General features: G+C 41.5%; 24 protein-coding genes. 2 read left to right on the top strand and 22 right to left on the bottom strand.

Going from position 1 to position 22,066, the window contains the following annotated elements; all coding sequences use genetic code 11:
- From CSV63_RS01755 to CSV63_RS01710, 10 genes are all read right to left on the bottom strand, one after another.
- Positions 1-528, bottom strand: coding sequence for a sigma-70 family RNA polymerase sigma factor (locus CSV63_RS01755; RefSeq protein WP_099694266.1), 528 nt, complete (start codon positions 526-528; stop codon positions 1-3).
- Between the two features lie 45 nt (positions 529-573).
- Positions 574-2,364: an ATP-binding protein gene (locus CSV63_RS01750; RefSeq protein WP_099694265.1), complete on the bottom strand. Its 1,791-nt coding sequence runs from the start codon at positions 2,362-2,364 to the stop codon at positions 574-576.
- On the bottom strand, positions 2,361-3,080 hold the full coding sequence (locus tag CSV63_RS01745; protein WP_099694264.1) for a response regulator transcription factor: 720 nt from the start codon (positions 3,078-3,080) through the stop codon (positions 2,361-2,363). The genes CSV63_RS01750 and CSV63_RS01745 overlap by 4 nt, the downstream gene beginning before the upstream one ends.
- A gap of 104 nt (positions 3,081-3,184) precedes the next feature.
- Complete coding sequence (gene ccsB, locus CSV63_RS01740; protein ID WP_099694263.1) at positions 3,185-4,369, bottom strand: c-type cytochrome biogenesis protein CcsB; 1,185 nt, start codon at positions 4,367-4,369, stop codon at positions 3,185-3,187.
- The gene (resB, locus tag CSV63_RS01735) at positions 4,360-6,018 is read right to left on the bottom strand and encodes a cytochrome c biogenesis protein ResB (protein ID WP_099694262.1); all 1,659 of its coding nucleotides are present in this window, start codon (positions 6,016-6,018) and stop codon (positions 4,360-4,362) included. Before resB ends, ccsB begins: the two co-directional genes overlap by 10 nt.
- Positions 6,019-6,033: 15 nt before the next feature.
- Entirely contained in the window at positions 6,034-6,564 is a 531-nt protein-coding gene (resA, locus tag CSV63_RS01730; RefSeq protein WP_099694261.1) for a thiol-disulfide oxidoreductase ResA, read from the bottom strand.
- Between the two features lie 104 nt (positions 6,565-6,668).
- On the bottom strand, positions 6,669-7,400 hold the full coding sequence (locus CSV63_RS01725; RefSeq protein WP_099694260.1) for a pseudouridine synthase: 732 nt from the start codon (positions 7,398-7,400) through the stop codon (positions 6,669-6,671).
- A gap of 107 nt (positions 7,401-7,507) precedes the next feature.
- Complete coding sequence (locus tag CSV63_RS01720; RefSeq protein ID WP_199203578.1) at positions 7,508-8,512, bottom strand: D-alanyl-D-alanine carboxypeptidase family protein; 1,005 nt, start codon at positions 8,510-8,512, stop codon at positions 7,508-7,510.
- Entirely contained in the window at positions 8,509-9,120 is a 612-nt protein-coding gene (gene scpB, locus CSV63_RS01715) for an SMC-Scp complex subunit ScpB (RefSeq protein WP_099694259.1), read from the bottom strand. The genes CSV63_RS01720 and scpB overlap by 4 nt, the downstream gene beginning before the upstream one ends.
- Positions 9,121-9,133: 13 nt before the next feature.
- The gene (locus CSV63_RS01710) at positions 9,134-9,865 is read right to left on the bottom strand and encodes a segregation/condensation protein A (RefSeq protein WP_099694258.1); all 732 of its coding nucleotides are present in this window, start codon (positions 9,863-9,865) and stop codon (positions 9,134-9,136) included.
- 37 nt (positions 9,866-9,902) lie between these two features.
- On the opposite strand from CSV63_RS01710, the gene CSV63_RS01705 reads away from it, so the two are divergent.
- Positions 9,903-10,412, top strand: coding sequence for a DUF309 domain-containing protein (locus tag CSV63_RS01705; RefSeq protein WP_099694257.1), 510 nt, complete (start codon positions 9,903-9,905; stop codon positions 10,410-10,412).
- Here CSV63_RS01705 and CSV63_RS01700 read toward each other — a convergent pair.
- The 12 genes from CSV63_RS01700 to CSV63_RS01645 form a co-directional block, all read right to left on the bottom strand.
- Complete coding sequence (locus CSV63_RS01700; protein ID WP_099675057.1) at positions 10,409-10,783, bottom strand: GNAT family N-acetyltransferase; 375 nt, start codon at positions 10,781-10,783, stop codon at positions 10,409-10,411. The two genes, CSV63_RS01705 and CSV63_RS01700, sit on opposite strands and share 4 nt — an antisense overlap.
- Before the next feature lie 180 nt (positions 10,784-10,963).
- Positions 10,964-12,289, bottom strand: a complete 1,326-nt coding sequence (gene lysA / locus CSV63_RS01695; protein WP_099694256.1) for a diaminopimelate decarboxylase — start codon at positions 12,287-12,289, stop codon at positions 10,964-10,966.
- 86 nt (positions 12,290-12,375) lie between these two features.
- Positions 12,376-13,833 (bottom strand): spore germination protein, encoded by a 1,458-nt coding sequence (locus tag CSV63_RS01690; RefSeq protein ID WP_099694255.1) that lies wholly within the window; start codon positions 13,831-13,833, stop codon positions 12,376-12,378.
- A gap of 1 nt (position 13,834) precedes the next feature.
- The gene (locus CSV63_RS01685) at positions 13,835-14,623 is read right to left on the bottom strand and encodes a SigF/SigG family RNA polymerase sporulation sigma factor (RefSeq protein WP_099631528.1); all 789 of its coding nucleotides are present in this window, start codon (positions 14,621-14,623) and stop codon (positions 13,835-13,837) included.
- Between the two features lie 3 nt (positions 14,624-14,626).
- A complete protein-coding gene (gene spoIIAB, locus CSV63_RS01680) occupies positions 14,627-15,073 on the bottom strand; it encodes an anti-sigma F factor (protein WP_099631527.1) in 447 nt (148 codons plus the stop codon).
- Positions 15,063-15,416: an STAS domain-containing protein gene (locus CSV63_RS01675; RefSeq protein WP_233191927.1), complete on the bottom strand. Its 354-nt coding sequence runs from the start codon at positions 15,414-15,416 to the stop codon at positions 15,063-15,065. Before CSV63_RS01675 ends, spoIIAB begins: the two co-directional genes overlap by 11 nt.
- Before the next feature lie 507 nt (positions 15,417-15,923).
- Complete coding sequence (locus CSV63_RS01670; protein WP_099694631.1) at positions 15,924-17,219, bottom strand: pyrimidine-nucleoside phosphorylase; 1,296 nt, start codon at positions 17,217-17,219, stop codon at positions 15,924-15,926.
- Positions 17,220-17,226: 7 nt separating this feature from the next.
- Positions 17,227-18,420 carry a phosphopentomutase gene (deoB, locus tag CSV63_RS01665; protein ID WP_099694253.1) on the bottom strand — a complete coding sequence of 398 codons (1,194 nt, stop codon included), beginning with the start codon at positions 18,418-18,420 and terminating at the stop codon, positions 17,227-17,229.
- 24 nt (positions 18,421-18,444) lie between these two features.
- Complete coding sequence (gene xerD, locus CSV63_RS01660; protein WP_099694252.1) at positions 18,445-19,335, bottom strand: site-specific tyrosine recombinase XerD; 891 nt, start codon at positions 19,333-19,335, stop codon at positions 18,445-18,447.
- 44 nt (positions 19,336-19,379) lie between these two features.
- On the bottom strand, positions 19,380-19,856 hold the full coding sequence (fur, locus tag CSV63_RS01655) for a ferric iron uptake transcriptional regulator (RefSeq protein ID WP_099631523.1): 477 nt from the start codon (positions 19,854-19,856) through the stop codon (positions 19,380-19,382).
- A gap of 98 nt (positions 19,857-19,954) precedes the next feature.
- Positions 19,955-20,467 (bottom strand): hypothetical protein, encoded by a 513-nt coding sequence (locus CSV63_RS01650; protein ID WP_099694251.1) that lies wholly within the window; start codon positions 20,465-20,467, stop codon positions 19,955-19,957.
- A 64-nt stretch (positions 20,468-20,531) separates the two neighbouring features.
- On the bottom strand, positions 20,532-21,065 hold the full coding sequence (locus CSV63_RS01645) for an NUDIX hydrolase (protein WP_099631521.1): 534 nt from the start codon (positions 21,063-21,065) through the stop codon (positions 20,532-20,534).
- Between the two features lie 72 nt (positions 21,066-21,137).
- Here CSV63_RS01645 and CSV63_RS01640 point away from each other — a divergent pair, with 72 nt between their 5' ends.
- Positions 21,138-22,037: an aldo/keto reductase gene (locus CSV63_RS01640; protein ID WP_099694250.1), complete on the top strand. Its 900-nt coding sequence runs from the start codon at positions 21,138-21,140 to the stop codon at positions 22,035-22,037.
- The last annotated feature ends 29 nt before the right edge of the window (positions 22,038-22,066 follow it).

The raw sequence follows: 22,066 nt of genomic DNA, 5'->3' as shown, positions 1-22,066 counted from the left end.
TCATCTATCCTCCCTGACCGAACGTGCTTCCAATTTCGCCTTTAACGCTTTGATCGCCCGATGTTGCGTCGTTTTCACTTTGCTTTCGGTCCAGCTTAAAACCTCAGCCGTTTCAGCAATCGATAGATCCTGGAAGAACCGCATAAGGATGACCATTTTCTGGTCACCCGTACATGTGTGTAACGCTTCAAGCACTTGTTTCTGCTCTTCGCCTACTTCAACTACATGTTCGGGTGAGTGGTCTACTGAAATTAGTTGCTCTGTTTCCCAATTGAAATGAATATTTGTATGTTTCATACTGGTCGATTGTTTTCGGAAAAAGTCGATGGAGACATTTTTCGCAATCGCAAATAACCAGGTTTTCTCAGAACTCTTCCCTTCAAAACGGCCGTATGATTTGAGAACACGCACATATACCTCGTGCATCAAATCTTCCGCTACCTCCCGATTGCGAGTCAAATAAGTGAGGAAGTTGAAAACGTCACGGTTATAGTCTTCATATAATCGTAGAAAAAAGGAGTCATCCATTCAATCCCCTCGCTCTATAGTAGTCGTTTCAATCTTAGAGAAGTTTCATGTGTTTAATACATCAAATGGTAGAGAACAAATAAAGATGGTTCCTCTTTCATCACCACGTGTCGCTAAAATCGAACCGTTATGGGCTTCCATAATATTTTTTGCGATTGCCAAACCAAGTCCTGTACCGCCTTTTCCTCTTGTTCTAGCTTTATCCGCCTTGTAGAAACGCTCAAAAACAAATGGCAAATCTTTTTCAGGAATACCGACACCTGTATCAGCTACTGTTATATCAAGCATCCCCGCAGATCGGTAGACAGATAGCGTTACGGCTCCACCGTCCGGAGTATGACGAATGGCATTATCAATCAAATTAGTGAATACTTGCTCCAGCCGATCTTCATCAGCCGATATCATTAGTGTATTCAATTCATCGGTTTTCAAAGACAAGTCCACTTTCGCGTCTCTTGCCACTTGTGAGAACTTCGTCACTATACGTTCTAAAAAATCCACAATAGATAGGGGAGTTTTATTCAATTGAATGTAGCCTGACTCCATTCTTGCTAGATTCAACAAGTCCGTGACGAGGCGGCTCATACGCTTGGATTCATCATGAATAATCTGGACCATTTCCATACGTTCTTCTTCAGTGCTCACTACATCATCAATGATGGCTTCACTGTATCCTTGCAACATCGAAATAGGTGTTCGTAATTCATGCGATACGTTAGCGATGAAATCCGAACGTAATTTATCCAGTTTATGTTGTTCCGTCATATCACGAAATACTGCCACCGCTCCACGGATACTATTTTCACTGTATAAAGGACTGATAGAAATCACATAAAACTGTCCACCCAATTCCAACTCGTCTTCCACTTCCTCTGCGAATGAAATGGCATGCTCAAGCATATGGAAAACTTCTTTAGGCAATGGATGATGATTTTTTTGGTTGTACCCATACCATTTTTTCAACAGTAACTCAGCTTGTGGGTTTTTCAAGAGAATTGAATAATCTTGATTAAACGTCACGACTGCATCTGTCATAGACGTAAGAATGCTGGAAAGCTGTTCTTTCTCCTGCTTAATTAATTCAATATTATATTTCAGTTGACGTCCCATCTGATTGAATGCAGTTGCCAACTGACCAATTTCGTCTTTTTGCGCAACAGGTAAATGTGTATCGAAATTTCCTTTAGACAACTCAAACGCCGCTTGTTTCATCTTACGCAATGGCAATGTAATCCGCGTAGATAAGAAAAATGCAAAAAATGTAGTCAAAATAAATGCGATGAATGCGGATAGAAAGACAATATTGGTTGTACTTTTCGTCGTACGGTGCACGGCTTCGAGGCTTTGATACATGAGTACGCTCGCTTGTTCACCGTTAACTTGTTCGAATGGATAGGATAGAATCAAAAATTGCTCCATGACATCTTGCTCAGTCAATGAAGGCAGTATCATTTCTTTCACTTTTTGCTTACCCAGTTCTGGTGACTCATATAAACTGCTTTCGGACAGCAATTTATCTTCAATTTCCCCTTTACTTGAGGAGGTATGGAATGAATACAAAATATCGCCTTGTTGATCCACTACAATGGCATTCGTCTCCATGTCGAGGATATCCTCTATAATCTGGTGCATGGAATGGGCCGTTTGTCCGCTCTGATCATTAACGATTTTGCTGATGGTGGCTGCTTCTCTTTGCAAAGATTCTTCTGCTTGTTTCGTATGGAAATTATCTAGAAACTCGAGTAGGAACAGTGTCACGATAAACAAGACAAAGGAAACGAGAAGCAATATGGTGGCCCATAGCTTCCCGACAATTGAATTCCATATTCTCATCATTCGTGTGGAACCTCGAACTTATATCCGACACCCCAAACGGTGACAATCATTTTCGCTGCTCTTTCTGAAACACGGCTCAATTTTTCACGTAGCCGTTTGACATGTGTATCCACTGTACGCAAATCTCCAAAGAATTCGTAATGCCATACTTCTTTTAGTAATTGTTCACGATCGAATACTTTGTCTGGTGATTTCGCTAAGAAATACAATAACTCATATTCCTTCGGTGTTAAATTAACTTCTTTACCTTCAGCTGTTACACGGTGTGCATCATGATCAATCGTCAGCTGCGGGAAGACAACTAAATCTTTCGATGTCGTGTTAGACGATACATTCGGAAATGCAACTGAACGTCTGAGCATAGCTTTTACGCGTAAGACTACTTCTCTTGGGCTGAATGGTTTCACGATATAATCGTCTGCACCACTCTCAAACCCGCTTACACGGTCTGCTTCTTCACCTTTTGCTGTCAATAAAATAACAGGTGTCATAATTTTATTTTCACGCAGCTCAGCTAATACTTCCATGCCGTCTTTTTCAGGCATCATTACGTCGAGTAGTATACAATCGTATTGTCCAGCAAACACTTTTTCTAACGCTTCGGCTCCATCAACCGCTTCTTCAATTTCATAACCTTCCCTAGATAAATACATATTCAACAGGCGACGAATGCGATCCTCGTCATCCACCACTAAGAGCTTCACAGTTTCTTCCACAGTTTATTACCCCTTTCGACAACCTTCTAACACCATTGTACAGTTTCTGACCTATAAAAAGAAATAAAAAGACTGCATGACAAGTAATGTCATGCAGTCGAGGTTTATGCGTATGAGTGTAAACCTGCAATAATTAAATTTACAGCAATTAAGTTGAACATGATGATAACAAACCCGATGACAGCAAGCCATGCAGACTTTTTACCTTCCCAACCTTTTGATAAACGCAAGTGAAGGAATGCAGCATAGAACAACCAAGTAATGAGTGCCCACACTTCTTTCGGATCCCAACCCCAGAATCGTGACCAAGCTTCATGTGCCCAAATCATGGCGAATATCAACGCACCGAGCGTGAAGACTGGAAAGCCAATCAATACAGCACGATAGCCAATTTCATCCATCAGTTGAGAATTCGCCTTCTTCGCTAACGGTTGGAATACCGCGGCAAGAGGCTTGCGTGCGATTAGGCGTAATAATACGTAAAGCACTGATCCTATGGCTATAGACCATACAAGTGAAGATAGTTTTTGCGCATTGATAATCGGAGGCAACTCAACCCAAGGTGTCATTTTCTCCGGTGTCATAGCTTCATACTCGTTCATTCCGAATAATGGAGGTATGTGATACGTAATTTCCGCTGGTGCTTGATCTTTGTCTATATACGTGAATTCTGCTTCATAGTTCATGACGTTGAAAGTCGTAGAAGATACAACAAAACCAAGAACTAGAACTAACGTATACATAACCGCTTCTATCCAAAAGCGTGATTTAGATTTTTTCGTCAAATCGATATTCTTCACTAAGAATACAAGACCCGCTATCGCACTGATCGCCAGGATCGATTCACCAATAACCGTCGTGATTACGTGAATAAACAACCATTTACTTTGAAGTGCGGGAATTAGTGGGGTGACTTCCGTTGGGAACATCGTTGCATATGAAATAATGATAATCGCAACTGGCAACGCGAACAATCCAAGTGATGGTGTTCGGTAAATAATATATAACATGATGAATGCCCCTACGAGCATCATGCCGAACGCAGTTGTAAACTCGAACATATTACTAAGTGGTGCATGACCTGATGCAGCCCATCTTGTAATGAAATAGCCCAAGTGAGAAAGGAACCCGATGATAGTAATAACTAAACCGATCGTCCCCCACTTACTATTATGATAAGCTTTTTCTGTTTTCGACTTTTTTATAGCGCCCCCAAAAAAGAGCGTCGCTACTAAATAAGCAACAAATGAAACAAATAATAAGTTACTACTAATGGTAACTAAGTCCATATTTCCTCGTCCCCTTCCTGTTCTGGCTTGTCCAACTCAGGATCCTGACGATCTATATAAGCAGGCAAGTCTGCTGTTTCTCGTAATGTATCCAGCTCTTTACGCAATGAGAACCAGTTTTTATTCGTATGTGCAGCAATCAATAGATGTCCTTCTGTATCTTCTTGGATCCATACTCTGCGGTGTTGCCAGTACATACCTTGAATAACACCAATCATAAATACTAGACCACCGAGTAAGAGGATATATAAAGTTTTATCTTTGCGGATGGTTAAACCGGAAATGTTTCGAGTCTCGGCAGCTGCAAACTTAATCGCATAGTCGTTCTCTTCCACTTCTAGTGTTTGACGAATTGCAACGAAACTCTTTTCACCTTCTGGCTTATCCGGTGTGTTCATCTGAAAAATGAATGCTGGATTATTGGGAACAGGTGACTTTGAATAGGGTTCTCCGTCTTTAATTCCATCATAATCTGGATAAAAACCGAGCATATTGACAGTAGATCCATTTCCAAGATCATATACTTTCGCCGGATCACTTAAATTTACCGTGAATTCTCCCAGTGATTCTTCAGAAGATTTATTCACCAAATGAAATGTCATGTTTTTAAGCTCGTCCAGTTTATAATCCATCTGGAAAACATTGTATCCATCAAACTTCAATGGTTTGTTGACATTGATAGCGTAATCTTTCACTTTTTTTAGACTTTCACTACCAGGTAGCGCTCCCTCATCTTGTTTATACAATGTAACGTCTGTTGTATACGATTTAGCAATCATGCCATTTTTATCCAACGCCTCACCGAATACTTCTTCCGCTTCTTCTTTTGTATAATTCTCTAACGTGAACTTTTTATTTTCCAGCACATAACCCGGTGCTCCGACGATATTACGTGTTTCCCCTTCACGAAGCCACATCGCTTCATCAACATAAAAACCAGGAATTCCTCTTAGCAAAACACCAGAAATGAAAATAATTAATCCGACGTGGTTAACATATGGGCCCCAGCGTGAAAAACGATTTTTTTCAGCTAAAATCGCACCATTTTCCGTCTTCACATTGTAACGCATTGCTTTTAGTTTCTCTTCTGCTTTTGCAAGTGATTCTTTCGTATTTCGGACATCGCCTTCCCCGAAAATCCGTTGACGCTTCATAAAGGAAGGATGACGACGTGTACGTTGCTTTTTAAGTGATTTATAAAGCGGAATCACACGGTCAATACTTGCGATGATAATCGATGTTGCAAGCATACCGACCAGTACTTTAAACCACCAGCTATTATACATATCATAAAATCCTAGCTCATAATACAGCTTTCCTACCGTACCATACAGACGCTCATAGTATTCCAAATAGCCTTCCGGCGTAGTGGCAGGTACATAGAACTTCTGCGGAAAGATCGTTCCAATTGCTGACGCGATTAATACGGCCGCAATAATACTGACACCAATCTTCACACTGGAGAAGAAGTTCCAAATTTTATCGACAATGGAACTCTTATAGGTTTGAGATCTCCTAGAAGATCCCTCGTAGCGCATATCTACAATATCACTTTTCTTTGCTTTTTCAGATAAGGGACGACCACACTTCTCACAAAGCTCTGTACCATAAGGATTTTCATGCCCGCATTGGCATTTGATTTTGCTCATTGAGTAACAATCTCCTTACTTTGGTTGTATGCTTTCTAAATACTCGTAAATTTGTTGCTCTGTCATTCCCTGTTTAATGACTTTCGTGATCTTTCCTTCTGGATTGATGAGGAAAGTTGTAGGTAATGGTTTGATATTATACAAATCCATAACGGTTTTGTTCTTATCCCATAACATCGGGAATGAAAGGTTCATGTCGTCTCTAAAAAGTTCAATTTTCACTTTCGGTTCTCCTACGTTGACAGTCAGGATATGTACACCCTTCGCTTCAAATTCTTTATAGAGATCCTCCATGTGTGGCATTTCCTTTTTACAAGGTGGACACCAGGTGCCCCAGAAGTTCAGGAATACGCCTTGTCCTTTGTAATCCGACAACTGATGTTTATTTCCTTCTAAATCTATAAGCTCAAAATCAGGCGCTGTATCTCCTTCCGCCAAGACTTTCACTTTATCTTTTGAAGTAATTGCGTAGATCATAATCGCAGCTAAAATTAATAGAAGGGCTGTTCTGCTAATTAGCCTGACAGTCTTTTTATTTTTGGCCAATCATGTAACCTCCTGTCTAATTTATATTCCAACTGCTATTATAGCAAAACATAAAATCAGTTGGCCCGGCACTAGTGATAGGTTTGTGAACTTTTGACACTTTCTTAGCCGATCTTTCCTGTTTCTGCTAACACGCGTAGTTGTTTCAATTCATGCGTTGTTAGTTCACGCGCTTCTCCGGCATTCAATCCGCGTGTTGTCAAGTTAGCGAACTCTTCACGCTTTAATTTTTGCACGGGACAATTAATTGCATCGAACATTCTTCGAACTTGTCGGTTACGTCCTTCATGGATTGTGATCTCGACAATCGCAGAATTCGTTTTTTTATCTGAGCTCGTCATTTTCACACGCGCAGGAGCAGTACTACCGTCTTCTAATTCAATTCCCGTCTCCAACTTCTTAAGATCGTCACGGGTTGGGATTCCTTTTACTTTAGCCACATATTTCTTTTTAATTTCGAATTTTGGATGCGTCATTAAATACGAGAAATCTCCGTCGTTTGTCATCAGCAATACGCCTGATGTATCATAGTCCAGTCTACCAACCGGGAATATTCTCTGGCTGACTTCAGGTATTAGATCCATTACGGTTTTACGACCTTTTTCATCATCTACAGTCGAGATATAACCGCGTGGTTTATAAAGTAGATAATAGACAGGTGTTTCTTTTGTCAGTTGAACGCCTTCTACTTCAATTGTGTCCATTCTGCTAACTTTTGTGCCTAGTTCCGTTATGACTTTACCATTCACTTTAACTAAACCGTCCAATATTAGTTTTTCTGACTTTCTTCTTGATGCTACGCCGGCTTGTGCTAATACCTTTTGTAATCTTTCCATGGGTTCCTCCTTGATGTTACATACTGAAAAAATTATGTCACACTTTGGGGCAAATGAAAAGAAGACTGACCTGTGTAGGACAATCTTCGAAATAGTGTGTTTTCTATTCACTTTTCGGTCATGATATCTACCGCTACCGTCTTAATGGGTTCTGTACCTAAATAAATAGACCAATAACCTTTTTTCTGTTGTTCATCCGCTTGTGGAATCTGTAACACATTGGACAACATTTTTTTCTCTTTTTTCGTTAGAAGTACTTTAACAGAGTGATCCAACTTTGCGGTCATATGAGGAAACACTTGATACTTTCCTTTTTTCACTGCTGTATACGATTGATATTCGGAAAACACTTGCTGGGATAACTGTTTATGGACTTGCCAATCGTCTCCATTATTTAGCGTAACCACAATGACAGACTTTCCATCCTTTTCGAAATAAGTAGCCAATGTACGTCCCGCTGCTTTTGTGAAACCGGTTTTGCCCGCAACAGCAGTAGGTTCAGATAGCACTAGGCGATGTTTGTTTTGCCAACTGTTTTTACCATGTTCCGTTTCAAAAGGATAGTTCTTTGTTGAAGCTATTTTACGGAATTCCGGATTCTTCATGGCAAAGTACAACATTTTAGCCGTGTCATATGCAGACGCCAGATGATGCTCACCATGCAAACCGGACGGATTCATAAAATGCGTCTGCTCCAAGCCGTGACTTTGCGCCAATTCATTCATTAAATAGACGAATCCTTCAAATGAGCCACCCGCATGTTCAGCCAGTGCCGACGCTGCATCATTACCTGAACGCAGCATGAGGCCGTATAACAGATCTTTCGTCTTCATTACTTGACCCGCTTCGAGATAAATGGATGATCCTTCTGCCGTGGCGGCATCTGAGGAAATGACTGTCTCTTCTTCATGGGGCGATAACTCCAAAAAAGTATAAGCCGTCCACATTTTAGTTAAACTTGCGATGGGTAGTGGTTCATGTTCATTTGATCCCATCAACAACCTACCATTCTCTCCATCTATCACTGCAAAAGACGAACCTGCCGCCTGACTACTTACAGGATTTATCAATAATCCGACTATCAGTAGAACGATGATCAACGTCTTTCTCAAGCATCATGTCCTCCTTCTTCTGTAATGGAAAATGCCTCTTGGAATTTTGTCATGAATAAATCCGTTTCCTCCGATGTTTCCTGTTCTTCTTCAAGTGACAGTGGAGGCATGTCTTCGAGCGACGTCAGTCCAAAACGATCTAGGAAAAAAGTTGTCGTACCATATAAAATAGGCCGACCAGGCCCATCCATGCGCCCTACTTCCTCTACGAAGCCTTTACCTGCCAATGAAGACAATGCGCGCTCAGACTTTACACCACGCAAGTCATCGATCTCTACGCGCGTTACAGGTTGCTTATATGCAATGATAGCAAGCACCTCGAGTGCCGCTTGTGTAAACGTAGAAGGTTTTGGATCTTCTAACATTCTTTTGATGTCATCTGCCCATTCGCTCTTCGTCATTAAGCGGAAACTTCCGCCATAACTTCTCAACGTTATGCCACGTGTGTCATCTTCGTCATATGCCTCTCGTAACAAATTCAGTACTTGTTCTGCTTTTTGCTCTCCGCAGTTTAACAATGTGGCTAACTGCGCAAGAGTTAACCCCTCTTCACCCGCAACGAATAAAAAACTTTCCGTCATCCCGACGTAACGAGTTTCGATGTCCATTCCTATCATCCCTTCAGATCAACGAGATTCGTAATTCTTCAAAATTATTATTTTGTCGTACTTTCACTTCTTGCAATTTCATTAGTTCGAGCAATGATAAGAATGTTAATACGAGCTCAGGTACAGTTGTCGTTTCAAAAAGTGCATGGAAATCACATTCTCCACCACATAGTTCTAACTTACTCATGATCGATGACATCTTATCCCCGACAGATTGCTCAGATTTTGTTATACTCGCTGTAAGAGGCAGCTTGAGTTTCTTTCGGTGTAGCATTTTCTGAAATGCACCAATCAAATCAAAAACATTTAGCTGATCTTCCGTCTCGGTTACAAGCGGTTCACCATAATCCGTTAAGTCTTCAGGCTCTTTAGTGAAATGCTCATCACGATATGCTGCAGATTCACGAAGAGAGTTGGCCGCTTCTTTAAACTTTCGATATTCCATTAATCGGGCAATCAATTCTTCACGCGGGTCTTCCTCATAACCGAATTCTTCGATGAACGCTTCTTCTTCATTGACCGGCAACAGCATTTTGCTTTTTACTTCAAGCAACGTCGCTGCCAGTACAAGGTATTCACTTAATTCATCCAATCGAAGAACGCGCATGGCATGCAAATGTTCTATGTACTGCTGTGTTAGCTCCGCCATGGGGATATCATAAATATCAATTTCGAGCCGATTGATCAAATGCAGTAACAAATCAAGCGGTCCTTCGAAGACTTCGAGTTTTACACTATAACTCATTTTCACCAACCTACCTAACCAGAAAGGAATGATTCGGATGCACCCTTACTACCATCCTCTTTTTCTACAGTTTATTGTGTATTTCAATGACAATCAAGATTATTTCGAGTGCCATGAAGTGCTGGAGGAATATTGGAAAGAACAAGAGAACTTTTCAAAAGACCATCCGCTAACAGGCTATATTCTTATGGCTACTGGATTATATCATTGGCGCAGAGGAAATACAGCAGGTGCTTCGCGTACTTTAAACAAAGCCATCACACGTTTCCGCGAGATGCCTGTACAATTTGATAGCTATCAAGAAGAAGTGTCTATTGACGAACTTATCATGCAGCTAGAGCATTGCCTTACACGCATTGAATCAGGTAAAGATTTCTATACATTCCCACTTCCCATCTCACAACAGTTGGAAATTGAAGCAGAGAAATACAAGCCACAGATTGTATTACTACCTAAAAACAGTGCGTCAGTTATTCATAAGCATATGCATCGAGACAGGTCAGATATTCTATTACAACGTGAAGAAAAGAAGAAGGGCAGCCGTTAAAGATCTGCGCCTTCTTCTTTTCTTAAACAACTTTGTATAAATGGCTCTGTAAAGTCCGTACTTTTACAGCCGTATCCTGGATAGATCTCCTGCAATTCCTTCACCATCTTAGAGGCAATTCCTTCTCCACGAAAAGATGGGTTGACGGAAATATGCTGAACAGTGTACATCTTGTCATTGTCGTTGACTTCTACCCCTATTAATCCGATGTAATCTTCTGCTTCTTTATATAGAAATAGCTGCCACTGCTCATCACATAGGTATTGCTGAACAGTCTCTTGCAATTTGCATAACATCTTCTCACTAGGGATATAAGATAAAAAGCCCATAGCAATTTTTTCTTGTGCCTTCTTAAAACGAATAAGATTCAATAGTAACCCCTTCTTTTCAGAAATCCTTTGTACAGTTTACACCATTACACGGTTTTCTTCAACTTGCGCATTATTTATAGCGCGGATCAATTACAGGAACAACAAAATACCAATAGATGACTCCCCAAATTATTGCCATCGCAACAATTGAAATGAAGAGAATGATATTTTTCTTTTTCATCAGAAACTCTCCTTCTCATCTAACTGCAACGGAAGGTCTAACTTCATGATGTCTTCATACGTTTCGCGTCTTACCACTAATTGATGTTGCCCATTTTCTACAAACACAACGGCTGGTCGAGGCAAACGGTTATAATTGCTAGCCATGGAGTACGTGTAGGCTCCTGTACAAAAGACAGCTAGTAAATCACCGGTTTCCACTTTGGGCAAATGGGCTTTTTCAATTAATTTATCACCTGACTCACAGCACTTTCCTGCAACTGTCCATTGCTGGTCATGTGGTTCGTTCATCCGGTTAGCAAGTGCACTGGAATAGTGCGCGTCATATAAAGCCGGGCGAATATTATCAGACATTCCGCCATCTACTGCTACGTATGTACGGACACCCGGCACAACCTTCGTGCTGCCAGCAGAATAAATGGTCGTTCCTGCATCTCCGACAAGCGAGCGGCCGGGTTCAATCCAAATTTCAGGAATTGGATATTCATATTCCTCTGCCATCTTTTTCACTACATCCGCCATTTCCTCTACATAGACAGCTGGCTCAAGCGGCGTATCTTCTTCAGTATAGCGAATACCAAATCCTCCACCCAGATTTAAGACCGGACAGATAAATTGATAATTTTTTCGCCACTCAACCATTCTTTCCATCAACACTTCTGCTGCAAATTTAAATGCATCGGTCTCAAAAATCTGCGAGCCTATATGACAATGCATGCCAAGGAAATGAATGTATTCATGATCGTGCAAAGCGAGGAATGCTTGATTCGTTTGACCATTTTTCAAATCAAAACCAAACTTTGAATCTTCCTGGCCTGTCGTAATATAGTCATGTGTATGTGCTTCAATACCCGGTGTTACACGGATTAAGACATTCATTGTTTGCTTTCGCTCGTCCGCAATTTCTTTGATCATGTCGATTTCCAAGAAATTGTCGACTACGATGCATCCAATTTTCTCTTCAAATGCATATACTAGTTCTTCTTTGCTTTTATTATTGCCATGGAAATGAATCCGCTCACGTGGGAATCCTGCGGCTACAGCCGTATACAATTCCCCGCCTGAAACAACATCAAGGGACAATCCTTGCTGTTCTGCCAGTTGATAAATCGCGATTGAAGAAAAGGCTTTACTCGCATACGCAACTTGTGCTTTAATATCTTTTTTCTCAAACATTTCTTTAAATGCCTGCGCACGCTCTTTGAATAACTCTGTATCATAGACCATAACCGGTGTTCCGTATTGTGTAGCCAGTTCTGACACGTCCACTCCACCGATTGTCAAATGACCGTTTTCATTCACTGCCTGTGTTCCATAAAGATGCATGTCCAATACCCCTCCCGAATTCTCTCAGATAACTTTATCACAAGAAGACGGGAAGTGGCAACGACATGCGGAATATCTTAATAGTCCTATGACATTCTATCACGGTTCGGCGATTCCGTAATAAACGGCCGTGGATCGTCAATTGTCATAGGGAAACGAATCAACACACGCAACAAAGCTTTCGGGAAGAATGGAGTGAACGGCCACAAATACGGCACATCCATCGGTTTTAATGAACATAAATAATAGTAAATTGCAGCAAGTGCTATGAAAAAGCCCGGCGCCCCTAGTAACGCTGTGAAAACTAACAAGAAAACCCTGAACACTTTTGTCGTAATACTTAATTCAAATGACGGAATGGCAAATGTTAAAATAGCACTAACCGCTACGTATAACACAACTTCCGAAGAGAACAATCCTACATCAATCGCCACTTGCCCGATGACGATAGCAGCAACGAGTCCCATCGCGGTTGACAGCGGTGTAGGTGTATGGATTGCGGCCATCCGTAACACTTCTATACCGACATCCGCTATTAACAATTGGACAAATAACGGAACTTCGCCCCATTCATTCGGACCGATATACTTGATTGCCTCCGGAACGAATTGATTTTCGACTGACATCAAATACCAAAACGGCAACATCACTAGACTTAAAAATGTCCCTAAGAAGCGTACCATCCGGATAACAGTACCGATCAAAGGCGCTTGTCTATATTCTTCCGCATGTTGCAGATGATGCACAAGCGTAACAGGTACTAAAATGACGGAAGGAGACGTATCGACGATGATCGCAATATGCCCTTCGAGTAAATGCGCCGCACAAATATCCGCACGTTCCGTATACCGAACAAACGGCATCGGATGAAATCCTTGTTTAAATAGAAATTCCTCGAGTGATTTATCGGTCATCGTCAAGCCATCTGTTTTCAATGCATCCAGTCGCTCCCGCACGAAATTCAAATGTTCTTCATTAGCGGCGCCTTTCATGAAGGCAATGGCAATGTCCGTTTTGCCTTTTACGGACGTTTCATGCATTTCAAATCGTAGTTCCGTTGTACGTAAACGTCTTCGAACTAACGCGGTGTTCGTCAGGATGTTTTCCGTAAAACCGTCTCTTGAGCCTCGTATGACTTTTTCCGTATCAGGTTCTTCAGGATTTCTGCCTGGGTATGACCGCACATCAAGTGCAAATGTGAAACCATCTTTCATAATGAATACAGCTAACCCACTTAAAATAACTTTTGCGAGTTGATCTTCATCCTTGACGATTTCCACCGAATGGTACGGAAAATAATCCATCATTGCACGGTCAATGTTTTCCACATCTTCACTTGTATATAGATCATTACGATACTGCATTTCTGTCATTAAGGTTGTTAAGACCTCTCCATCCACTAAACCGTTCATATACAGAAGAAGTATTTCTTTATCCCATAGGTGGATCAATCGTTTAGTCGCATCATATGTTTCGTCTTCGCCAAACTGGTTGATGAACCACCTTTCCCCTTCTCGTATGGACGTAAATAGTGTATCGGTCAAATTACGGTCTCCTCACCTTCTCGAGCGCTTCTTCGGCATCTGCGCCCATCCATGTTTTCATTTGAGCTAGAATTTTCTTTTCCAACCGTGATACTTGCACTTGTGATATTCCAATACGTTTCGCAATATCACTTTGTGTGTAATCTAAATAATAGCGCATGTAAATGATCGTCTGATCACGTTTATTCAACCGAGTAATGACATCCCGTAACGGAATATGGTCGAATACCCTCTCTGATCTATCGTCTCGAAGTTGATCCATTAACGTCAGGCTATCTCCGTCACTCTCATACAATTGTTCATGCAACGAGGCTGGATCACGAAGCGCATCAGAGGCTAGGATTATATCTTCTTGTTTTACTTCCAATATTTCCGCCATTTCTGAAATGGAGGGTGAACGTCCATTTTTCTTAAAGAAATCATCGGTTGCATGACGAATTTTATAACTTAACTCACGAATGGTACGTCCTACTTTCACCATTCCATCATCACGTAAATAACGTTGTATTTCTCCCACAATCATCGGTACCGCATACGTTGAAAACTTCACCTCATAGGATAAATCGAACTTATCTATTGATTTCATCAAGCCAATGCAGCCTATTTGAAATAAATCTTCTAAATCCGCACCACGCGAAGCAAAGCGTTGAACGATGGACCACACAAGTCTTGTATTGCCTTCTACCATCATTCGCCTAGCTTCTTTGTCACCCGCTTGTGATTCTTTGATGAGTTCTCGCATTTTTTCTTGTGACAATAGAGCGTGTTGCTTCTCAACAGATGCTTCCATACGTCACCTCATTCTACTTACTTCTGTGACCGGAGAAAAATTTTTCTCAAATGTCACGATTGTCCCATTTCCAAGGGTAGAATCTACACGGATACCGTCCGAGAAACTTTCCATAATCGTAAAGCCCATACCGGAGCGCTCCATTTGTGGTTTGGTCGTAAACATCGGCTCCATTGCTTGCTCAATGTCAAAGATACCCATCCCCTCATCTGTGACCGTCATTTTAACTGAGCGGTCATCAATTGACGCATGGATCTTCACCATACTTTTACCATCACATTCGTAACCGTGGATAATGGCATTCGTAACAGCTTCCGAAACAATAGTTTTAAATTCTGAAATTTCTTCCAGTGTCGGATCCAATGGCGCAATAAAACAGGTGAGTGCCATTCTGGCAAGTGCTTCATTTTGTTCTATCGCTAGAAACGACAAGGTCATTTCATTTTTCATGTACAACCCCTCCGATTTCGTCGATTGCTTCTTCGACTGTACATATTCTGACGACATCACCAAGACCCGAAAATTGAAATAGTTTCTGCATTGTCGGAGATGGATTCAATATGAGCGTTTCTCCGTTAACAGGAACTAGATCGCGCATTCTCCCGAGAATAAGTCCAATCCCTGCGCTGTCCATAAAGCCTAGTTGGTAGAGGTCCCAGATGATTGCACGCGTCTTTCCCGTGAATATAGCGGTAGATACTTCTTCTCTAATTTGATTGGCTTGGTGGTTATCGAGTTCTCCTGCTAGCGTGATTAAGACAATGCCATTTTCCAATTGTGTAATAGTTGACATGTGTAGATACGCCTCCTTCATGAAGGCATTGTCGCACATTTAGAACGGTTATCCTTTAGTTTTGACAAAACTAGTCAGCTGTCCCTAAAACTTCTTACGTTGTGACAGAAATTAATTGGGTCATAAAGTATCAATTAACGTTCCAAGCGAACCCTTCCAGAGTTTCACGGCTTTCAAGCTAACCTCTCTAAAACGCTGTCACAAAGAACGGCATTTTGGAAAAAAGCGAAGCAGTTAGATCTTTTCTACGAACTAGCTGCCTTTCACTTATTAGCAACTAAAGTGCCGTGTTTAATCGGGATAACACGAATATACATTCTTCATTCACTAGCTAAAGATACCCGTTTGCCTTGCACTGAATTCACGGCTAGCCACTCTTTCGCTCCTACCTAGAGCTACACAAGAGTATGTACAGTTGAATTTGTTTTTACACATGAACGACAAAAAAGCCATGCGCCCTGTAAGAACCAATTTCTTGGTGTGCTACAGGCACATGGCTTTTATTCATTATAAGGAATGTATAAGCGGTGGTGCTTCAGTTTTTTCCTTTGTGATATGCATATGAGTTTGCAGTAATTTGATCGAGTCATCCACTTGTTCCGTGTTTGAATGGAGAATAGCAAGTGTCTCCCCAACTTCTACAAAGTCACCTATTTTCTTGCGCAGTACAATCCCAACCGCAAGATCTATAATGTCTTCTTTTGTTGCACGACCGGCGCCAAGAAGCATGGCAGCTACGCCTATTTCATCGGCATCGATCATGGATACATAGCCGCTTTTACTAGCCGGAACTTCTATTTGATACCGTGCTTGCGGCAATAGATTGGTATTCTCTATAATTTTTTCGTTGCCGCCTTGTGCTTTGATTAACTCGCCGAACAAGCGCAGTGCATCACCATTTTCTATGACGTTCTGTAGTTGTTTGCGTGCGTCTTCGTCACTTGCTGCTTTGTTCGCTGCAAGAAGCATCTTGCTACCAAGTACTAAACACAACTCTGTTAGATCGGCTGGACCTTTTCCTCGTAGTGTATCAATAGCTTCCCTTACTTCAAGTGCATTACCTATCGCCAATCCTAGTGGTTGGCTCATATCCGAAATAACAGCACTTGTGTTTCTTCCCACTTCATTTCCGATCGCAGTCATGGCATCTGCCAGTCGTTTTGATTCTTCTACTGTTTTCATGAAGGCTCCCGCGCCTGTCTTGACGTCTAATACGATAGCATCTGCGCCCGCCGCTAGCTTTTTACTCATAATAGAGCTTGCAATCAGCGGAATGCTATTGACGGTCGCTGTGACATCTCTTAACGCATATAGTTTTTTATCGGCTGGTGTCAAATTACCACTTTGACCGATTACAGCGATCTTCAACTCATTGACCTGTTGAATAAATTGTTCCGTAGAAATCTCTACGTGAAAGCCGTCAATTGCTTCTAGTTTATCAAGTGTGCCACCTGTATGGCCTAGTCCTCGACCACTCATTTTAGCAACTGGTACACCGCACGCTGCGACAAGTGGTGCTAAGATCAGTGTCGTAGTATCTCCTACTCCGCCCGTTGAGTGTTTGTCTACCTTCACTCCTTCAATTGCAGATAAATCGATTTGATCTCCAGACTCCGCCATGGCCATCGTTAAATAGCCTTGTTCTTCTGTAGTCATCCCCTTAAAGTAAATGGCCATCAAGAAAGCACTCGCCTGATAATCGGGGATTGAGCCATCCGTATAACCCGTCACAAAAAACTCAATCTGTTCTTTAGTTAGTTCTTCTCCGTCTCGCTTGTTTTCAATTATATCTACCATGCGCAGCATACGATTAGTCCTCCTTCACCAATGCAGACAAGAAACTTTCTCCATGTTCAGGCATTTCTACTTGGAAGTTCTCGGCAATTGTCGCTCCGACGTCAGAGAACGTTTTACGGATGGGCAATTGCCCTGCTCCTTTATTTGAAGGGGAATAGACGAGTAACGGTACATATTCTCTTGTATGATCCGTTCCTTCATGAACCGGGTCATTCCCGTGGTCTGCTGTTATGATCAGTAAATCGTCTGGCTGCATTGCATCAATGATTTCAGGCAAACGTGCATCAAATTCTTCAAGTGCCTTACCGTAACCAATCGGATCGCGACGGTGACCATATAATGCATCAAAGTCTACGAGATTAACGAAACTGAGGCCTTCAAACTCTTTTTCCATCACCGCAACTAGCTTATCTACACCGTCCATGTTTCCTGTTGTCCGGACGGCTTCCGTCACGCCCTCACCATTGTAAATATCGGCAATTTTACCGATGGCGATTACGTCAAAGCCTATATCCTGCAATTCATTCATTACCGTTTTCCCAAATGGTTTCAATGCATAATCATGACGATTTGTAGTTCGAGTGAATGTACCTGGTTCCCCAATAAACGGACGCGCAATCACGCGACCTACTAAAAATTCAGGTTGCAACGTAAGTTCTCTGGCGATTTCACAAATACGATATTGCTCTTCAATTGGAATAATTTCTTCATGTGCAGCAATTTGCAGGACAGGGTCACCAGAAGTATAAACGATGAGAGCGCCTGTCTTCATATGCTCTTCGCCTAGTTCTTCGATAATTTCCGTACCGCTTGCCGGTTTATTTCCGATAACTTTTCTACCCGTTTTCAATTCCAATTCATCTATTAATTCTTTTGGAAAACCATTCGGATACACTTTGAATGCATCATCTATACGCAAGCCCATGATTTCCCAGTGACCTGTCATCGTATCTTTACCGACAGATGCTTCTTGCATTTTTGTGTAATATCCTTGTGCTTCTTTTTGAGGTGCAAGTCCTTTGATCGGTGCAATATTCGCAAGACCGAGACGTTCCAAGTTTGGTAGGTTCAGTCCATCCATCTCTTCACCGATATGTCCAAGCGTATTAGACCCTACATCACCAAAAGCTTCAGCATCGGGTGCTTCGCCGATCCCTACTGAATCAAGTACGATTAAATGAATTCGATTATAACGAAATTTCTCCATATGAAAACCTCCAGTAATAGTAGTTTACGCTCTCGGATGATATTGACTGTAAACATCTTTCAAGCGTTTTTTGCTGACATGCGTGTAAAGTTGCGTTGTGGAAATATCGGCATGTCCGAGCATTTCCTGAACAGCGCGCAAGTCAGCCCCATTTTCAATCAAATGTGTGGCAAATGAGTGACGCAATAAATGCGGGGAAATAACTTTTTGAATTCCTGCCTTTACTCCTGCTTCTTTCAAGATCTTCCAACAGCCTTGTCTCGTCAGCCGTCTGCCATGCATGTTGAGGAACAAGGCTTCCGTATCACTGATGAGCTTAGGACGCCCCTCATTTAAATACAACGTACAGGCATCGATTGCAGAACGTCCAAGTGGTACTATTCGTTCTTTGCTACCTTTTCCAAATACGCGCACAAAACCCATGGTCAAATGAAGATCAGCCAAATCAATCGCTATCAATTCACTTACCCGCATTCCAGTCCCATATAACAATTCAAGCAATGCAATATCACGCATGCCTTGTGAAGTATTCCCATCAACGGCCTGGATCAATCGTTCAATTTCTGGTATAGAGAGGACGTCCGGCAACTTTTGTTCGATTTTAGGCAATTCGATATGAATCGTACAATCATGTGTCGTGATTTGTTCTCTCACTAAAAATTGATGGAATGAACGAATGGAGGAAATGTGTCGGGAAAGGGTACGACTAGATTTACCACTATCTTTCAATTTCTGCAGATACTGTAGAACCATCGCGCGTTCGATAGAATTAACAGTTTCTAAGTTTAAGCTTGTGAGGAAACGTATATAAGCTATCAGGTCGCGTTGATACGACTTCACCGTATTTTGGGCTAATTGTCTCTCAACTGTTAAAAAGTGAACATAATCTTCTAACGCAAACTCCGCATCTTTCATAGACTTTCCTCCTTTCTTTTGTAAAAAGTAAAAAAGGACAGCGCTTAGGCCATCCCATTGTCTTCTTGTTCTTTCTCTTCGTCTTTCGTTTTACAACGTTTACAAATTCCATGGAACGTCAGCCAATGATCTTTGACTGTAAAACCATAACGACCTTCCACGACCTTTTCTACTTCGCCAAGCAAATCCTCTTGAATTTCATCAACCGTTCCACATTCCAGACAAATTAAGTGATGGTGGAACCTTGCAGCACCTTCTTCACGTAAATCATAACGTGCTACCCCATCGCCAAAATTAATTTTATCGACAACTTTTAGTTCAGTTAATAATTCTAATGTACGATATACAGTCGCCAGACCAATATCTGGAGCTTTTTCTTTTACTAGCAAAAATACATCTTCTGCACTTAAGTGGTCTTCTTCATTTTCCAGAAGAACTGCTACAGTCGCTTCACGCTGAGGCGTCAACTTGTAGCTGGCCCCGTGCAATTGCTTCTTGATTCGTTCGATTCGGCTTTCCATACGACGCCCCCCTCAAATTGTTTCCATTATACCAAACTGTCGTTCCAGATGACAATAGAAAGGAAAGGTTCAGTTCATTATAGTGTGTGTAGTAGATATTACTTTATAAAATGAAAGATCGATAGTTCCAGTATCTGTGTGATGAACAATAATGCAATTAATGGAGGCACAGCAGTTAATGGACGATCTTTCTTGCTGGCCGGTGTAGCGAAAAATGGCGGGTTCAAAACCGAACATAAAATCAAAAACAACAAACAGCTGATTAATTGAAATGGAAACCACCAAATCGTATAGGATACCATTTTTAAGCCTGTCGACAATAAATAGGTGGATGACAGACCAAAAAAAGCACATTTAATTGCACCAAGAAACATAGTGATAAAACGGATTCTTTTATATTTAGACAGAATGATGGCTAACAGAATAAAGCTCAATGTCACCACAACAGGCGACCACAAAGCCGCTTCAGATCCCTTCACTACGCGTTGATCATATAAACCAATGATCTGCTCTAGTGACGTGATCGGCCACTCTCTAAATAATAAAGCCCCTCCTATATAACTAATTGCGAGTATAACGAATAAATATACAAAAGACAATGATCGAGCCATAAATAGGACACCTCCGCATCGTTTCTATAACATATGCTTGTCCGTCCAGAAATAGCTCAATCCTTTATAGGTTTTTTACATACCAGACTGCCGCAACCGTCTTGGCGTCATAAATCCGTTCATTCGCAATCAATTCCTCTGCCTCTTCAACGGTTACTTCAAGTACTTCAATGAATTCATCTTCATCCCCTGTCGCAGGCTGTTCCACTTTCTCAAGCTCTTTTGCCACATATAAGTGAATGATTTCATCGGCAAAGCCCGGCGAAGTTGAGAAAGTCTGCAAATATTCGAATGAATTAGCACGGTAACCTGTCTCTTCTTCCAGTTCACGAATTGCCGTCAGTTTAGGTTCTTCGCCAAGCTCAATCTTTCCTGCAGGTATTTCCAGCATCGTTCGTTCCAAAGGCTTTCTGTACTGTTCAACTAACACGAGCTTTTTATCTTCAGTCAAGGCGATAATCGCCACGGCTCCTGGATGTTTTACTAATTCTCTTTTTGCTAGTTTTCCATCAGGCAATTCTACTTCGTCTACTTGCACCGAAATGATTTTACCTGTAAAGATTTGTTCTGTTGAGAGGGTAATTTCTTCAAACTTCATCCAGTACTCAACCCTTTCCATTGGTTTTATATCCCGTTTTCATTGTACCATGAAACGAAAGGAGTGAAGCACATGAAGAAGCGTACAATAGGTTCTAGTAATTTACTTGTTTCCGAACTTGGATTAGGGTGCATGTCATTACCAACTGATCTTGAATCGGCTCGTTCCGTACTCGATGAAGCAGTGGAACATGGCATCAACTATTTCGATACAGCCGATCTGTATGATAAAGGAATAAATGAAGAACTTATAGGAAAAGTATTGAAAGAAAAACGTCAAGAGTTGATCATCGCAACGAAAGTCGGTAACAAGTGGAATGGGGAAGATTCCTGGACATGGGATCCTTCAAAAACCCATATAATGAACGCTGTCAAACAAAGTTTACGACGTTTACAACTCGATTATATCGACTTGTACCAACTTCACGGTGGTACGATGGAAGATGATGCTGAAGAGACAATCGAGGCATTCGAAACATTAAAAAAAGAAGGCATCATACGTGAATACGGTATCTCAAGTATCCGCCCCACTGTCATCGAACGATTCCTGAATACTAGCCATGCAGTTTCTGTCATGATGCAGTATAGCTTGCTCGATCGACGTCCTGAAGAATATTTTTCTATGATTACGGAAAAAGGTGCATCTGTTGTCACGAGAGGAACATTAGCAAAAGGTCTACTGACGAATGAAGGCGTGGACCGTGCGAAGAAAATGAGTGGCTTCGTTTCTTACACACCGTCTGAGTTACAGCAGATCATTCAATCGCTTTCGGAGGAAACAAACGACCTGCATGCCTACGCTCTTGCTTTCGCACTAAAAGAGCCTGCTGTGGCCTCTACTTTGATAGGTGCAAGAACACAACAACAGCTTCAAGAGTCATTAAGAGCTTATGACACGCCAATCGATCCACAATTGCTGACGATACTAACAAACAAAACAGAGCAACATTCATATGATCAGCATCGCGTATAAAATAAGCAAAAAGAGCAACTGCATTTTCG

This window comes from Sporosarcina sp. P34 (assembly GCF_002743375.1).
Taxonomy (GTDB): Bacteria; Bacillota; Bacilli; order Bacillales_A; family Planococcaceae; genus Sporosarcina.
This window is presented reverse-complemented; position numbering and strand designations above follow the sequence as displayed.

What these genes read in the sequence shown, in the direction of transcription:
- spoIIAB (WP_099631527.1), bottom strand. Translation starts at nt 15,073, where the DNA reads ATGAAAAATGAAATGACCTTGTCGTTTCTAGCGATAGAACAAAATGAA.
- CSV63_RS01645 (WP_099631521.1), bottom strand. Translation starts at nt 21,065, where the DNA reads ATGAAGTTTGAAGAAATTACCCTCTCAACAGAACAAATCTTTACAGGT.
- CSV63_RS01705 (WP_099694257.1), top strand. Translation starts at nt 9,903, where the DNA reads ATGCACCCTTACTACCATCCTCTTTTTCTACAGTTTATTGTGTATTTC.
- resB (WP_099694262.1), bottom strand. Translation starts at nt 6,018, where the DNA reads ATGAGCAAAATCAAATGCCAATGCGGGCATGAAAATCCTTATGGTACA.
- xerD (WP_099694252.1), bottom strand. Translation starts at nt 19,335, where the DNA reads ATGAAAGATGCGGAGTTTGCGTTAGAAGATTATGTTCACTTTTTAACA.
- deoB (WP_099694253.1), bottom strand. Translation starts at nt 18,420, where the DNA reads ATGGAGAAATTTCGTTATAATCGAATTCATTTAATCGTACTTGATTCA.
- scpB (WP_099694259.1), bottom strand. Translation starts at nt 9,120, where the DNA reads ATGGACATCGAAACTCGTTACGTCGGGATGACGGAAAGTTTTTTATTC.
- CSV63_RS01750 (WP_099694265.1), bottom strand. Translation starts at nt 2,364, where the DNA reads ATGATGAGAATATGGAATTCAATTGTCGGGAAGCTATGGGCCACCATA.
- CSV63_RS01675 (WP_233191927.1), bottom strand. Translation starts at nt 15,416, where the DNA reads ATGTCAACTATTACACAATTGGAAAATGGCATTGTCTTAATCACGCTA.
- CSV63_RS01755 (WP_099694266.1), bottom strand. Translation starts at nt 528, where the DNA reads ATGGATGACTCCTTTTTTCTACGATTATATGAAGACTATAACCGTGAC.
- CSV63_RS01725 (WP_099694260.1), bottom strand. Translation starts at nt 7,400, where the DNA reads ATGGAAAGATTACAAAAGGTATTAGCACAAGCCGGCGTAGCATCAAGA.
- CSV63_RS01710 (WP_099694258.1), bottom strand. Translation starts at nt 9,865, where the DNA reads ATGAGTTATAGTGTAAAACTCGAAGTCTTCGAAGGACCGCTTGATTTG.
- fur (WP_099631523.1), bottom strand. Translation starts at nt 19,856, where the DNA reads ATGGAAAGCCGAATCGAACGAATCAAGAAGCAATTGCACGGGGCCAGC.
- CSV63_RS01650 (WP_099694251.1), bottom strand. Translation starts at nt 20,467, where the DNA reads ATGGCTCGATCATTGTCTTTTGTATATTTATTCGTTATACTCGCAATT.
- CSV63_RS01640 (WP_099694250.1), top strand. Translation starts at nt 21,138, where the DNA reads ATGAAGAAGCGTACAATAGGTTCTAGTAATTTACTTGTTTCCGAACTT.
- CSV63_RS01685 (WP_099631528.1), bottom strand. Translation starts at nt 14,623, where the DNA reads ATGGAAGCATCTGTTGAGAAGCAACACGCTCTATTGTCACAAGAAAAA.
- lysA (WP_099694256.1), bottom strand. Translation starts at nt 12,289, where the DNA reads ATGCATCTTTATGGAACACAGGCAGTGAATGAAAACGGTCATTTGACA.
- ccsB (WP_099694263.1), bottom strand. Translation starts at nt 4,369, where the DNA reads ATGGACTTAGTTACCATTAGTAGTAACTTATTATTTGTTTCATTTGTT.